This window comes from Sphingobium sp. B12D2B (genome assembly GCF_025961775.1).
In the GTDB taxonomy this organism is placed as follows: domain Bacteria; phylum Pseudomonadota; class Alphaproteobacteria; order Sphingomonadales; family Sphingomonadaceae; genus Sphingobium.
Map to the genome: position 1 here is coordinate 375916 of NZ_JAOQOH010000001.1, position 12873 is coordinate 388788.

Annotated in this window: 16 protein-coding genes, 1 tRNA gene and 1 other RNA gene; 14 read left to right on the forward strand and 4 right to left on the reverse strand. The window is 63.9% G+C overall.

What is annotated here, in order from left to right; genetic code table 11:
- The first annotated feature begins 164 nt into the window (after positions 1–164).
- From M2335_RS01825 to M2335_RS01840, 4 genes are all read left to right on the forward strand, one after another.
- A tRNA-Thr gene (locus M2335_RS01825) sits at positions 165–240 on the forward strand.
- Positions 241–486: 246 nt separating this feature from the next.
- On the forward strand, positions 487–990 hold the full coding sequence (locus M2335_RS01830) for a hypothetical protein (RefSeq protein ID WP_264593594.1): 504 nt from the start codon (positions 487–489) through the stop codon (positions 988–990).
- A gap of 11 nt (positions 991–1001) precedes the next feature.
- Positions 1002–1298, forward strand: coding sequence for a hypothetical protein (locus tag M2335_RS01835; RefSeq protein ID WP_264593595.1), 297 nt, complete (start codon positions 1002–1004; stop codon positions 1296–1298).
- Between the two features lie 296 nt (positions 1299–1594).
- The gene (locus M2335_RS01840; RefSeq protein ID WP_264593596.1) at positions 1595–2890 is read left to right on the forward strand and encodes a YceI family protein; all 1296 of its coding nucleotides are present in this window, start codon (positions 1595–1597) and stop codon (positions 2888–2890) included.
- A gap of 35 nt (positions 2891–2925) precedes the next feature.
- Here M2335_RS01840 and M2335_RS01845 read toward each other — a convergent pair whose 3' ends face one another.
- Complete coding sequence (locus M2335_RS01845) at positions 2926–3405, reverse strand: SspB family protein (protein WP_181561177.1); 480 nt, start codon at positions 3403–3405, stop codon at positions 2926–2928.
- A 109-nt stretch (positions 3406–3514) separates the two neighbouring features.
- Here M2335_RS01845 and hisB point away from each other — a divergent pair, with 109 nt between their 5' ends.
- The 7 genes from hisB to M2335_RS01880 all read left to right on the forward strand — a co-directional run bounded on the left by hisB (position 3515) and on the right by M2335_RS01880 (position 8755).
- Positions 3515–4108: an imidazoleglycerol-phosphate dehydratase HisB gene (gene hisB / locus M2335_RS01850; protein ID WP_264577112.1), complete on the forward strand. Its 594-nt coding sequence runs from the start codon at positions 3515–3517 to the stop codon at positions 4106–4108.
- A gap of 6 nt (positions 4109–4114) precedes the next feature.
- On the forward strand, positions 4115–4729 hold the full coding sequence (gene hisH / locus M2335_RS01855) for an imidazole glycerol phosphate synthase subunit HisH (RefSeq protein WP_264583770.1): 615 nt from the start codon (positions 4115–4117) through the stop codon (positions 4727–4729).
- On the forward strand, positions 4726–5472 hold the full coding sequence (gene hisA / locus M2335_RS01860) for a 1-(5-phosphoribosyl)-5-[(5-phosphoribosylamino)methylideneamino]imidazole-4-carboxamide isomerase (RefSeq protein ID WP_264593597.1): 747 nt from the start codon (positions 4726–4728) through the stop codon (positions 5470–5472). The genes hisH and hisA overlap by 4 nt, the downstream gene beginning before the upstream one ends.
- Before the next feature lie 110 nt (positions 5473–5582).
- Positions 5583–6347, forward strand: a complete 765-nt coding sequence (gene hisF / locus M2335_RS01865; protein ID WP_264583768.1) for an imidazole glycerol phosphate synthase subunit HisF — start codon at positions 5583–5585, stop codon at positions 6345–6347.
- Between the two features lie 60 nt (positions 6348–6407).
- A complete protein-coding gene (locus M2335_RS01870; protein ID WP_264593598.1) occupies positions 6408–6725 on the forward strand; it encodes a phosphoribosyl-ATP diphosphatase in 318 nt (105 codons plus the stop codon).
- Between the two features lie 3 nt (positions 6726–6728).
- Positions 6729–7106, forward strand: coding sequence for a histidine triad nucleotide-binding protein (locus M2335_RS01875; RefSeq protein ID WP_264593599.1), 378 nt, complete (start codon positions 6729–6731; stop codon positions 7104–7106).
- A 125-nt stretch (positions 7107–7231) separates the two neighbouring features.
- Positions 7232–8755, forward strand: coding sequence for an amino acid permease (locus M2335_RS01880; protein WP_264593600.1), 1524 nt, complete (start codon positions 7232–7234; stop codon positions 8753–8755).
- Between the two features lie 32 nt (positions 8756–8787).
- On the opposite strand, the gene M2335_RS01885 is transcribed toward M2335_RS01880, so the two are convergent.
- The 3 genes from M2335_RS01885 to rnpB form a co-directional block, all read right to left on the reverse strand.
- The gene (locus M2335_RS01885) at positions 8788–9102 is read right to left on the reverse strand and encodes a (2Fe-2S) ferredoxin domain-containing protein (protein WP_181561185.1); all 315 of its coding nucleotides are present in this window, start codon (positions 9100–9102) and stop codon (positions 8788–8790) included.
- Positions 9099–9638, reverse strand: coding sequence for a J domain-containing protein (locus M2335_RS01890; protein WP_264577119.1), 540 nt, complete (start codon positions 9636–9638; stop codon positions 9099–9101). The genes M2335_RS01885 and M2335_RS01890 overlap by 4 nt, the downstream gene beginning before the upstream one ends.
- 100 nt (positions 9639–9738) lie before the next feature.
- Positions 9739–10169, reverse strand: an RNA gene (gene rnpB / locus M2335_RS01895) — RNase P RNA component class A.
- A 171-nt stretch (positions 10170–10340) separates the two neighbouring features.
- Between rnpB and M2335_RS01900 the strand changes: the two genes are divergently transcribed.
- From M2335_RS01900 to M2335_RS01910, 3 genes are read left to right on the forward strand one after another with little or no spacing between them, the layout of a single operon-like run.
- A complete protein-coding gene (locus M2335_RS01900) occupies positions 10341–11075 on the forward strand; it encodes a hypothetical protein (RefSeq protein WP_264579945.1) in 735 nt (244 codons plus the stop codon).
- The gene (locus tag M2335_RS01905) at positions 11075–12274 is read left to right on the forward strand and encodes a M48 family metallopeptidase (protein WP_264593601.1); all 1200 of its coding nucleotides are present in this window, start codon (positions 11075–11077) and stop codon (positions 12272–12274) included. Before M2335_RS01900 ends, M2335_RS01905 begins: the two co-directional genes overlap by 1 nt.
- Positions 12271–12873, forward strand: a complete 603-nt coding sequence (locus M2335_RS01910; RefSeq protein ID WP_264593602.1) for a hypothetical protein — start codon at positions 12271–12273, stop codon at positions 12871–12873. The genes M2335_RS01905 and M2335_RS01910 overlap by 4 nt, the downstream gene beginning before the upstream one ends.

Consider the following 12873-nt stretch of genomic DNA (forward strand, 5'->3'; position numbering starts at 1 on the left):
CCGGTAAAGGCACCAAATATCGCCGCCGGCCCGCGCTACACCAAAGGCGAAAACGCGATCGGCGCTTGCCATGCCCGACACACGCTGATAAGCGCCCCGCCTGCATGATCGTGTCCCGCACTGGACACGCGTCATGATGATCGCCGGTTTGCCGGCGAGCCGGAGCCGCTTTAGCTCAGCCGGTAGAGCATCGCATTCGTAATGCGAGGGTCAGGTGTTCGAGTCACCTAAGCGGCACCATTTTTCCCAACGGGTGATATCCCCAGCTGATCGCCACGCATCTGGGTCTGGCGACAGTCCGCTTGACTTGCTGGAAAATGTTCCTGAAATGTTCTCATCTCAAGGTGGAGGTGGGGCGAATGATCGAGTTATCGGAGGACGAATGGCGTCGTGCCTTTTCGACGTGGTTGCGCACCGGCAAAGTGTCTTCGGTGCCAAAAAACGATGCGATAGAGTGCAAGTTCAATCCTTTGCATGATCCGGAAGATGGCTGGTTCACTTTTGCCGGATCAGGACATTATTATGGCGGAGAACGGCCTAGGCCAGTGTCTTGTACGCCAAGCGGCTCTTGGCAAAGTTTCCGCGTTACGCCGTCTGCGCGGAACCGTCCCTCGCCCATCTCATGAGCCGCCGCAGATCGGCTGGGTTAAGGAAAACCTCGGTCGCGGAACGCTGGCGAAGCGATATAATGATGCCGCGACGGGCGCGCGGCCCGGTCAGGCGCCCACGTTGATGCGGACGATGCCGGATGGCTCGGGACGCCGGGTCAAGTTTGATGGCGTGCAGGGCGACTATGTGATCGACCGAAAGTTCAGGGTCGTGAACCGTCCCAGGGCGCGTGCCCAGTTGTTGCGACAGTCAGAAGCACTAGCGCATAATCGCGCCATTGGAACTTGGGAAGTGCCCATTGAAGCCGAGCGAATCGCTGCGCTAAAGCTGTTTAAAGAGATGAAGATCACGAACATCAAGGTGAGGGTGGTGAAGCCATGAGTGTGCTAGGGGTGGCGCGGATCATCGCTGATTTCATATTGTTTCTCGATCTCACCGATGATGAGGTTCTTGATCCTGATGCAGCTGTCCTCATGATGGAGGATATGGCAGCGAGGCTTCAAGATTTGGACAAAGGTTTTCTTCGAGAGCTGGTCGATGCATTTCCTGTGATCGCCTCAGAATATAGCGGCGAGGCCCACAAATTGGTGCTCGACATACCCTATAGCTTCTACCTTGAGGAAACGCTTGCCGCCGGCGATCCAGTGAGGCTGGCCGAACTGGAAGCGCTCCGCGACGCGAGGGATTAACGTCCGATTTTAGGGTGGGTTGTCTCACGGACCTTTCCAAGCTGCCCTATGACGCGCGATCAATAGAAACTTCTCGGTGATTTGAGTGCCCATCTTTGTCGTCTGTGGCACCATTTTCCCTAAAGGCGGGTCTTGTGCGGTCGTCCCGGTCTGGCGGCTGCTTCGACTTCCTTGCCTTTTGAGCGCTTGCCCTCCCCGAAGCGGTACGCCGCTCCCAACCCGCTTGCTAAGCGCCGGTTCGGCTGGCAGGTTCGGCACCACTCTATTCGACTGGGTGTTGGGGGAACGCGACGGACATGAGCCTGCATCAATCGCCTGCGCGCTATTCGCTTGCCGCGATTATTCTGCACTGGTTGCTTGCCGCTTTGCTGCTCTTTCAGGTGTCGCTGGGATGGCGCCTGGAGGATTTGACGGGCCTGCCGCAGTTCGCGGCCTATCAGCTTCACAAGACCATCGGCATCAGCATCCTGCTGCTCAGCGTGGCGCGCCTGATGATCCGGCTGCTGGTGCCCCGGCCCCGCCCGCTCAACACGAGCCTGCTGCTTGCCGCCCTCGCCGGCGGTGTCCATGCCCTGTTCTATGTGGTGATGATCCTCGGACCGCTCACAGGCTGGATCATCGTCTCGACCTCGGCGATCAAGGTGCCGACACTGCTGTTCGGCGTCATTCCATGGCCGCATCTGCCTGTGAGCGCTGCCCTGCACGACCCGGCGGAAGCCGTGCACAGCCTGCTTGGCTGGCTCCTGGCCGGGCTGGTGATTCTGCATGTCGCGGGAGCACTGCGGCACCACTTTTTGCGCAAGGATACTCTTGGCCGCATGGTGCCTAGTGCCTTGAGCAGACGGGGCGCGCTCAATGTGGTGGCCGGTCTCGCGATTGCGGGCGCGCTAACGGCCTTTGCACTGGCCTGGGTGCTGCCGTTCGGCGGCAAGGCCCCGGCGCAAGCGGAAGCCGGTCTTGCGGGCTCAAACGTGGCGGTCGCGGATAACGCGGGTGACCCTGCTGTCAACGCCAGCAACGCAGTCGAAGACGCGGTGGCGGTCAATCAGGCAGCGGCGCCTGCCGATGAGCCAGCCAAGGATGAGGCGCAAAAGGCCGCCGCCTGGACGGTGCAGCGCGGCGGCACGCTCAATTTCCGCACGGCCTATTCCGGCTCCGACATCGACGGCGGCTTTTCGCGCTGGGATGCCGACATAGTCTTCAGCCCGGATGATCTGCCCGGCTCGCGCATCGCCGTGACGGTCGATCTGGCGTCGGTCGACAGTGCCGACAGCCAGCGCGACGAGATGCTGCGCGGCGACGAGTTCTTCGGCGTGTCGGCGCATCCGCGCGCGACGTTCCGGGCAACGCGCATCACGCATCGCGATGGCAATCGCTACCGCGCGACGGGCACGCTCTCGCTCAACGGGCAGCAAAAGCCGGTAACGCTCGATTTCACGCTGGATATCGACGGAACGGTTGCGCGCGCCCGCGGCACCACGCGCATCGACCGCACGGCCTTCGGCGTCGGAACCAGAGAATGGTCCGACACCAGTACGATTCCGGATGCCGTAACGATCAGCTTCAATTTTCAGGCAAAGCGGGCGGAGTAAGCGGGAACAGGGCGCGCTCGGGTCGCGCCTGACCCTTATTTCTTCTTTCCGAAGTCTACCGTCACCACGTTGGAGCCGTCTTCGGCCTGTGCGACCGGCGTATCGTTCTCCGCCATCTCCATGGTTTCGACGGCTTCGCCGCTCTCCATCACCTGGAATTCCAGCGAGAAGTTGACGGCCGGGTCCACGAAGAAGCGCAGCGCCGCGAACGGGATCACCAGATGCGCGGGCACCTGGTTGAAGGTGAGGCCGACCTCGAAGCTGGTATCGGTAACCTTGAGATCCCAGAATTTGTGCTGCAGCACGATAGTCATCTCGTCCGGGAAGCGCTCCGCCAGCCAGGTGGGGATACTCACCCCCGGCGCCTGCGTCTTGAACGTGATGTAGAAATGATGATTGCCCGGCAGGACGCCCGTCAGCGCAATATCCTGCAAAACGCGCCCCGGAATCGCACGCAGCGCCTCCTGCACGATTTCGTCATAGGGAATCAGGCTGTCTGCTGGCTCTTCCGTCATGGCCACAGTCCTAGCGCGGGGGGCTCGCCGGTCAAGCACAGAGCGTTACAGCCGTTAACGGTCGAGAAGCGCATTGCATGGTCCGCCGCGCGCGTTATAGGCCGCAACCATGCGTAGCGCGGAGATCAGGCGGAAAACCGGCGAGACCGATATCGAGGTGAGCGTCAATCTCGATGGGTCCGGCACTTATTCCATTTCGACCGGCATCGGGTTTCTCGACCATATGCTGGAGCAGCTCTCGCGCCATTCGCTGATCGATCTGAGCGTGAAGGCGGTCGGCGATCTGCATATCGACCAGCACCACACCACCGAAGATACCGGCATCGCGGTCGGCGAGGCGATCGCCAAGGCGCTCGGGGACAAGCGCGGGATCGCCCGTTATGGCGAGGCGCACGCGCCGATGGACGAGACGCTGACCCGCGTCGCGCTCGACATTTCCGGTCGTCCCTGGCTGGTCTGGAAGGTGGAGATCCCCATGCATCGGCTGGGTGAGTGGGACACCGAGCTGATCGAGCACTGGTTCCAGAGCTTCGCGCAGTCGGCGGGGATCACCCTGCATGTCGAGAACCTTTATGGCAGCAACAATCACCACATCGTGGAGAGCTGCTTCAAGGCGCTGGCCCGCGCGCTGCGACAGGCGGTGGAGATCGATCCGCGCAAGAGCGATGCGATCCCCTCCACCAAGGGCACGCTGGGCGGCTGACAGTCCATGACCATCGCGCTCATCGATTATGGCGCGGGGAACCTCCACTCCGTGCACAATGCGCTCCGGGCCGCCGGGGCGCATGGCGTCGTCATTACCGCCGATGCCGAGGTGGTGCGCCGGGCCGACCGCATCGTGCTGCCGGGTGTGGGCGCTTTCCGCGCCTGCATCGAGCCGTTGCGCGCGCTGCCGGGCATGATCGAGGCGATGCACGAGGCGGTGTTCGAGGTCGGGCGGCCGTTCCTCGGCATTTGCGTGGGCATGCAGTTGCTGGCCGATGCCGGCGAGGAGTTCGGGCGGCATGAAGGGCTGGGCTGGATTCCGGGCACGGTGCGGCGCATCGAGCGCGACAATCCGGCGATCAAGATCCCGCATATGGGCTGGAACGATGTTGTCGGCGCGCGCGCCCATCCGCTGGTCGAGCCGGGTGAGGCCTATTTCCTGCACAGCTATCATTTCGAGGCGGCGGAGGCGGCGCATGTCGTTGCCACCACCGACCATGGCGGACCGCTGGTGGCGGCGGTCGGCAAGGACAATATTTTGGGCGTTCAGTTCCATCCGGAAAAGAGCCAGGCCTATGGCCTTGCGACCCTCGCCCGCTTTCTGGAGTGGGCCCCATGAGTGAAATTCCGCCGTTCATCGTTTTTCCCGCCATCGATCTCAAGGGCGGGCAGGTCGTCCGCTTGGCCGAGGGCGATATGGATCGGGCGACCGTCTATGGCGACGATCCCGCCGCGCAGGCCTTGATCTGGGCCGAGCAAGGCTCGGATTTCCTGCATGTGGTGGATCTGGACGGCAGCTTTGCCGGCCATGCCGTCAATGGCGCAGCGATTGCGTCCATCGTCCAGGCCTTCCCCGGCCATGTCCAGCTTGGCGGTGGCATTCGCGATCCGCAGGCGGTGCAGGGCTGGTTCGCGCTCGGCGTGTCGCGTGTCGTCATCGGCACGGCGGCGCTCAAGAACCCGCAGTTCGTCAAGGATATGGCGGCGGAGTATCCCGGCGGCATCGTCGTCGCCGTGGATGCGCGCGACGGCATGATCGCGACCGACGGCTGGGCCGAGAAATCTGACATGCCGGTGGTCGATCTCGCCCGCCGCTTCGAGGATGCCGGGGTTGCTTCGCTGCTGTTCACCGATGTGGGCCGCGATGGCCTGCTCAAGGGCGTGAACATCGATGCGACGGTCGAACTGGCGCGCGCCGTGGACATTCCCGTGATCGCCAGTGGCGGCGTGGCGGATATCTCGGACATTCGGGTGCTCAGCCTCCATGCTGGCGATGGCATCGAGGGCGTGGTGACCGGCCGGGCGCTTTACGACGGTCGTCTCGATCTGCGCGCCGCCATTGCGGTGGCGAATGCCGCGTGAATGTCACGCAGCCACCTCCCGTTCGTGTCGAGCGAAGTCGAGACACGCGAGGACAGTGCTGGCCGTGTCTCGACTTCGCTCGACACGAACGGATGTGAGGATTTAGTCCAGTGACCGTCCGCACCCGCATCATCCCCTGTCTCGATGTTGCCAATGGCCGTGTGGTCAAGGGCGTGAACTTCGTCGATCTGCGCGATGCCGGTGATCCGGTGGAGCAGGCGAAGGTCTATGATGCTGCCGGCGCGGACGAATTGTGCTTCCTTGATATCACCGCCAGCCACGAGGATCGCGGCACGCTGCTCGATATTGTCGCGCGCACGGCGGAAGTCTGCTTCATGCCGCTCACCGTCGGCGGTGGCGTGCGCAGCGCGGAGGATGCGCGGGCGCTCCTGCTCGCCGGCGCGGACAAGGTCGCCGTGAACAGCGCCGCCGTGTCGCGCCCCGAAGTGGTGAGCGAGATCGCGGATCGGTTCGGCAGCCAGTGCATCGTGGCCTCCGTCGATGCCCGGCGGGTCGGTGAGGGCCGCTGGGAAATCTTCACCCATGGCGGCCGTCGCGCCACCGGCATCGACGCGCTTGCTCACGCGGCGCGGCTTGCGGAGCTTGGCGCGGGCGAATTGCTCGTCACCTCCATGGATGGCGATGGTACGAAGCAGGGCTATGACCTTGCGCTGACCCGCGCCATTGCCGATGCGGTCACCGTGCCGGTCATCGCCAGCGGTGGCGTCGGCACGCTCGATCATCTGGTCGAGGGCGTGACGCAGGGCCATGCCAGCGCGGTGCTCGCGGCCTCCATCTTCCATTTCGGCCAGCACAGCGTGCGTGAGGCGCGGGCGGCATTGGCCGCTGCGGGCATTCCCGTCCGTCACCCCTGAGCGTGGCGTCAGCCGGAAAAGCCATTGACGCCCGGCGGCGCAGCGGCAAGGACAAGCGCCATGGACAGCCTCTTCCGCCTCGAACAGACCATCCTCGCCCGGCGCGAGGCCGATCCCGACAGCTCCTATGTTGCCCGCCTGCGCGCCAAGGGGCTGGGCAAGATGACGCAGAAATTCGGCGAGGAAGCCGTCGAGACGGTGATTGCCGCGCTGAGTGAGGACAAGGCGGCCCTGACCGGCGAAGCGGCCGACCTCTTGTTCCACCTGCTCGTCCTGCTCGCCGAGCGCGGCATTACCCTTGCCGATGTCTGCGCCGAGCTGGACCGGCGCGAGGGCGTTTCTGGGCTGGACGAAAAGGCATCGCGCAAAAAGGAGTGAGCCATGGCGATCGACCCGACCCTTCCCTATGACGAGAGCAATATCTTCGCGAAGATCCTGCGCGGAGACATCCCCTGCAACAAGGTGTTCGAGGACGATCATGTCCTCGCCTTTCACGACATCGCCCCGCAGGCGCCGACGCACATTCTCGTGATTCCCAAGGGCGCCTATGTGAGCTGGGATGATTTCTCGGCCCGTGCAAGTGAGGGCGAGATCGCAGCATTCGTGCGCGCGGTCGGCGTGATTGCCCGCGAGGCGGGGCTGGTGGAGCCGGGCTATCGCCTGCTCGCCAATGTCGGCGCGGATGGCGGGCAGGAAGTGCCGCATCTGCACGTTCATCTGTTCGGCGGACGCGCACTGGGGCCGATGCTGGCGCGCTGAGCGCGGTTTGCCTGCCCGCGACGCCTTCCCCTGTCGCAAGCCCCTTGCGCGTCGCCGATAAGCCTATAGGCTTGGCGGTCAGTTCAGGGGGAGCGGCTGCGGCCGCGCTGTATAGAGAGACGCGCATGATCTTTGGCCGCATCAAGCCACTCGACGCCATTCTCGCCACTGCCGAAAAGAAATCACTGCACCGATCGCTCGGGGCCTTCCAGCTGACCATGCTGGGTGTGGGCGCCGTGATCGGCACCGGCATTTTCGTGCTGACGGCGGAAGCGGCGCAGAAGGCGGGGCCGGGCATGATGCTCTCCTTCGTCATCGCTGGCTTCGTCTGCGCGGTCGCCGCCCTCTGCTATTCGGAAATGGCCTCGATGGTCCCGGTTTCGGGGTCGGCCTACACCTACAGCTATGCGGTGATGGGCGAACTGATCGCCTGGATGGTCGGCTGGGCCTTGATCCTCGAATATGCCGTGGCGGCGGGGGCGGTCTCGGTCGGCTGGTCCGGCTATGTCGTCGGCCTGCTCGAACATGCGCTGGGGATCGATATTCCCAACATGCTGGTGCGCGGTCCGTTCGATGGGGGGCTGGTCAATCTGCCGGCCATGGGCATCGCCCTATTGGTCACCTGGCTGCTCGTCATCGGCACGCGTGAAAGCGCGATAGTCAATGCCGTGCTCGTGGTGATCAAGGTCGCGGCACTCACCTTGTTCATCGTGCTGGCGCTGCCAGTGATGAACATGGAGCAGTTCTCGCCGTTTGCGCCTTTGGGCTTCGGCGGCATCGGCGCGGCGGCGGCGTCGATCTTCTTTGCCTATGTGGGCTTCGATGCGGTCTCCACCGCGGCGGAGGAAACCAAGAATCCCCAGCGCAACATGCCGATCGGCCTCATTGGCTCGCTCACCATCTGCACGATTTTCTACCTGTTGGTTGCTGCCGGGGTTGTCGGCACGGTGGGCTCGCAGCCTTTGATGGGCCCGGCCGGGGAAGCGCTGGCGCCGGGCAGCAAGGCGCTGGCCGATCAGTGCGCGGCCATCGGCGATCAGGCAGTGGTCTGCTCGAAAGAAGCGTTGGCCTGGACGATGCGGGAGATCGGCTGGCCGCAGATCGGCAATCTCATCGGTTTGGCTGCTGGTCTTGCCCTGCCGTCGGTCATCCTCATGATGATGTTCGGCCAGACGCGCATCTTCTTCGTCATGAGCCGGGACGGGCTGCTGCCGGCGGTGTTCTCCAAGGTCCACCCCAAGTTCCACACGCCGCATGTCATCACGATCATCACCGGCGTTTTCGTGGCCCTGTTCGCGGCCTTCTTCCCGGTCGGCATTCTCGCCGACATTTCCAATTCCGGCACGCTGTTTGCCTTTGCCGCCGTCTCCATCGCCGTGCTCGTGCTGAGGCGGACGGACCCGACGCGCAAGCGGCCGTTCCGTACACCGGCCATCGCCATCACCGCGCCGGTCGCGATCCTCGGCTGCATCTACCTCTTCTTCAAACTCGGTATCGAGACGAAGCTGATGTTCGTGGCCTGGGCTGTAGTCGGTCTCGTCGTCTATTTCGCCTATAGCCGCTCGCGCAGCCATGTCGGGCGCGGCACCGTCGAGGTGCATGAGGCCGATCCCGACGCGCCGCCGCAGCCCGTGCCGCCCATCGACTGACGGCACCGGTCAGCCGGGCCGCATCGATCATCTCAGGATTTGTTGCGCAGCCCCAGATCGTGCGCGAGAACATCCAGATTGGCGCCGGGGTGGATGATCAGCCATCGGTCCGGCTTGCTGGTGTCGACCACGGTCACCGCGCGCTTGGGGCAGATATCTAGGCAGCCGACCTCGAGAATGCCCGCGCCGGCCTTGCGACCCTTGCCGAGTTGCAGATGCTTGCGCAGGGCCTTGCCGAGGGTCTTGTTCCCCTCCGGCCCAAAACCGCCACCCTTGATCTTCTTCTCGCATTTGCGACAGACCAGCACCGCGTTGGACCAGCGACTGCGAACCTGACGGGCGCTCATGGCGCGGGCTTCCAGCTCTTGCGCTCCTCGGCCACGCGCAGCACGTCATAAGCGGCCTGGATGGCCTGAAAGCGCGTGGCGGCGTCGGCATCGCCTGGGCGCACATCCGGGTGGCATTCCTTGGCGAGTGCGCGCCAGCTTCGCTTCACCGCCTCGAAATCGGCATCGCTCTCCAGCCCCAGCACATCGAGCGCGCGCATCTCGTCGCGCGAGCGGGTGCCATCGCCGGGGCCGGCCCATTGATTATGGGCGCTGGTCCGATAGCCGGAGGCATCGCGTTGCTCATTGTGCATGCGCTCGTTGCGCTCTTCCTCGTCCAATCCCGCGAAATAATCCCAGCCCTTGTTATATTCAGCGGCATGAGCCTGGCAGAAATACCAGCGGTCCGGGCTGTTGGGGGATTTGGGCGCGGGGCAGTTGCCGGGCTGGTCGCAGCCATGCCGGTCACACAGCCGAACGGCCTGCGCTTCCCGCGTGGAGCCATAGCTGCGCCAGCGGGGAAAGCCCCAGTCATTGTTCCGTCCGCTTCTGGCCATCCGATCTCACTTAGTGTGGGTTCGTAGTGAAATCCACCGTAGCGCGGTGAAAATGCGGGTATCGCAGCGGTCGTGCAATTGCCCTGCAGGCGATCAGCAAAATGCCAGGCGGTCTGTAAGCCGGGTTCTGTCCACCGCCGCCGTATCCCGTAAAGGGACGCGCATGCGGATGGGCGACCATTCCTCTAGGGCCATGCTCTCGCAGGGCCTCAAGCAACCAACCCGGGCGATCTCGGCCGAAACAAGCCTAGCAGGCCCGAAGACCTGCGCGCCGCCCCTATTCGGTCTTGCTCCCGGTGGGGTTTACCGTGCCGTCCGCCGTTGCCGGGGACGCGGTGCGCTCTTACCGCACCCTTTCACTGTTCACGCGGCCGAAGCCCAAGCCCGAAGGCGCACGTGACCTGCTCTCTGTTGCACTGTCCCTAACTCCCGCGAGGAGAGCCGCCGGACGTTATCCGGCACCGTTGTTTCGTGGAGCCCGGACTTTCCTCGCCGGACGCAAGCGCCCGCCGCGGCCGCCCGACCGCCTGGCGAACGGGGCTATAGGTGCAGGCGGGCGGAGAGTCACGGGCGGTGTCACGCAGATAGTGCAAGATAGTAACCAGCTCCCCCGAAAGAGGACTTGCACAAGTCAACTTCGCGTTGTTATCTTCCATCAGGTCGCTGCAAAGCGAATGGGGGGATTGCTTGAGACTATTCACTATGTGGCTCGCCTTTGCGGCGGGTCTTTCCGCATCCATTTGTAGCGCGGGCTTTGCGCAGGAGCGTTCGGCCGTGAAGCAGGGCTTCTCGCTGCCGCCAAACAGTCAGAAGAAAATCCTGCTGTTTCGTCCGGCGGTCCGCGTGGGCGCGCAGTCCACTGGCGGGATGTTCGAGCCCAATGCCGAATGGACCGAGAAGGCCAAGGCAAATATCGAGGCGGCGCTGACGCAGTATCAGAGCAGGCTGGGCAATCAGGTCGTCGTGGCGCCCGAAGCCTATGGCGAACAGGACCAGAATCTGCAGGAATATATGTCCCTGTTCTCGGCCGTTTCGCAGGCGGTGATCGAGTATCAGTTCTTCGTCGGCAACCGGCTGCCGACCAAGAAGCGGGACAATAAAGAGCAAGTCTTCGAGTGGTCCCTTGGCGACGGGGTTGCGCGCCTGCCCGGTGCGCAGGATGCCGACTACGGCCTCTTCATCTACAATCGCGATGCTTACGGCTCGACCGGGCGCAAGGTGCTGCAGATCATGGCCTTGATGGGCGGCGTCTCGGTTACGTCCGGCGAGCATATGGGGTTCGCTGGGCTTGTCGATCTCAAGACCGGCGATCTGCTCTGGCTGAACGCGGACGGCCAGATGGGCGGCGATGTGCGTGAGCCGGATGGCTCGGAAAAGCGCGTCGCCCAGCTGTTGGAGGATTTCCCGGGCAGCAGCATCGGCAAGGCTGCGAAGTAATGCGGCGCCTCGCCTGCACCGTCGCGGCGACGCTGGCGGAATTGCTTGCAGCTGGCGCGCACGCCGTGCCGCCGCTTCCGCCGCCTTATGCGGGTGCCTACCAGCCGCAGGGTGTCGATGAAATCGGCATGTGGCGGGAAATGGACGAAGAGGAACGCGTGCTGGCGACATCGCCGCTCGTGATCCGCGACGAGGCCCTGACCGGCTACATCACCAGAGTTTTGTGCAGCACGGTTGGCGACGACCGGTGCAAGGCCACGCGGATTTATGTGATCCGCGAGCCGAGCTTCAACGCCAGCATGGCCCCCAACGGCACGATGCGCGTCTACAGCGGGTTGCTGCTGCGGATGCGCAACGAAGCGGAACTGGCGGCGATACTCGGCCACGAGTTCGGCCATTTCGAGAGCCGGCATTCGCTGCAGCAATTTCGCTCGCGGCGGTCCGGCACCGACCTGCTCGCGTGGACCGCCGTGCTCGCGAGCATGGCCGCACCTTACGGGGGCATGCAGACCTATCGCGACATGCAGTTGCAGGTCTACGGCACCTTGTATCGGTTCGGACGAGATCAGGAGCGGGAGGCAGACCTGCTCGGACTCGCCTATCTGAACCGCAGTGACTACCGCCCGCAGGCTGCAGCCCAGGTGTGGGAAAATTTCATGGGCGAGATGAGTGCCTCCGCCAGCGCGAAGGGGCTGAGCAAGCCCAATTTCAAGAAAATCGCCTTCACGGCCTCGCATCCGCCGGAGGGAGAGCGCGCATCCTATCTGGCCGAGCTGGCAGCACCGGAGGGCGCCGGGCGAGACGATGGGGTGGCGCGATATCGGGCCGCACTGGCGACCTGGACGCCCCGGTTTCTCGAGGACCAGATCAAGCTGAACGATTTCGGCGGCAGCGATTACCTGATCCAGGCGCTGGCGCAGGACGGTTGGACCGCGCAACTCTGGTTCTCCAGAGGGGAGCTGTATCGCAGCCGTGGGCACCCGCGCGATCTGATCCAGGCGGCCGACTTTTACGCAAACGCCATCAAGGCCGACCCGGATTTCGCCGAGGCCTACCGAGGGCTGGGCTTGTCCAAGCTGAAGACAGGCGTGCGCGCCGAGGCGTGGGAGGGGCTGCGCAGCTACCTGCGGTTGAAGCCTGATGCGTCCGACGCAACCATGATTAAAATGATGCTTCCGAAAGAAACGGCCCACCAATGAAACGCACGCATTTCAAGCTTCCGCTCGCTGGCGCCGCAGCGCTCGCGCTGCTGATGGCCACACCGGCTCTTGCGCACAAGCTGCGTCCCGGCGGAGTGGCCGCTCAAGTAGCCGCCTCCTCGTTGACGGTGACGCCCTCCCGCGACTGGAATCAACTCGGCCGGCGGCTGGGCCAGTTTGCGGAAAGCTGGACGGTGGACGGCGCCCAGCTGAACGACGTCACCTTCTACGCCGCCGTGCCTGCGGGCCAGCCCCTGATCAAGGAGCGCAGCAAGAAGCGGGAGCCTCTGCCCAAGTTCACCAGCGAAACGCTGCTGATCGAGATTCCCGAGCTGCTGGAAAGGACGTACCGGACTGCGAAAGATCTCGCCGCCTTTGAACTCATCTCAACGGAGCCCTCGGCATTCGTCGGAGCGGAGGGTGTGCGCTTCCGGTACGCGTTCACCGACAAGGACGGGCTGACGCGACAGGGGGAAGCGCGCGCGGCGATCATCGCCGGTAAGCTGTACATGATGACCTATGATGCTCCGCGGCTGAACTATTTCAGCCGGAACGCGCCGGATTTCGAGGCTCTGGTGGCGAGCGCTCGCCTCAACTGA

Bases quoted from the DNA above. Each gene is read 5' to 3' on its own strand.
- M2335_RS01830 (WP_264593594.1), top strand. From the start codon at position 487: ATGGCTGGTTCACTTTTGCCGGATCAGGACATTATTATGGCGGAGAAC.
- M2335_RS01840 (WP_264593596.1), top strand. From the start codon at position 1,595: ATGAGCCTGCATCAATCGCCTGCGCGCTATTCGCTTGCCGCGATTATT.
- M2335_RS01845 (WP_181561177.1), bottom strand. From the start codon at position 3,405: ATGACGGAAGAGCCAGCAGACAGCCTGATTCCCTATGACGAAATCGTG.
- hisB (WP_264577112.1), top strand. From the start codon at position 3,515: ATGCGTAGCGCGGAGATCAGGCGGAAAACCGGCGAGACCGATATCGAG.
- hisH (WP_264583770.1), top strand. From the start codon at position 4,115: ATGACCATCGCGCTCATCGATTATGGCGCGGGGAACCTCCACTCCGTG.
- hisA (WP_264593597.1), top strand. From the start codon at position 4,726: ATGAGTGAAATTCCGCCGTTCATCGTTTTTCCCGCCATCGATCTCAAG.
- M2335_RS01870 (WP_264593598.1), top strand. From the start codon at position 6,408: ATGGACAGCCTCTTCCGCCTCGAACAGACCATCCTCGCCCGGCGCGAG.
- M2335_RS01875 (WP_264593599.1), top strand. From the start codon at position 6,729: ATGGCGATCGACCCGACCCTTCCCTATGACGAGAGCAATATCTTCGCG.
- M2335_RS01880 (WP_264593600.1), top strand. From the start codon at position 7,232: ATGATCTTTGGCCGCATCAAGCCACTCGACGCCATTCTCGCCACTGCC.
- M2335_RS01885 (WP_181561185.1), bottom strand. From the start codon at position 9,102: ATGAGCGCCCGTCAGGTTCGCAGTCGCTGGTCCAACGCGGTGCTGGTC.
- M2335_RS01890 (WP_264577119.1), bottom strand. From the start codon at position 9,638: ATGGCCAGAAGCGGACGGAACAATGACTGGGGCTTTCCCCGCTGGCGC.
- M2335_RS01900 (WP_264579945.1), top strand. From the start codon at position 10,341: ATGTGGCTCGCCTTTGCGGCGGGTCTTTCCGCATCCATTTGTAGCGCG.
- M2335_RS01905 (WP_264593601.1), top strand. From the start codon at position 11,075: ATGCGGCGCCTCGCCTGCACCGTCGCGGCGACGCTGGCGGAATTGCTT.
- M2335_RS01910 (WP_264593602.1), top strand. From the start codon at position 12,271: ATGAAACGCACGCATTTCAAGCTTCCGCTCGCTGGCGCCGCAGCGCTC.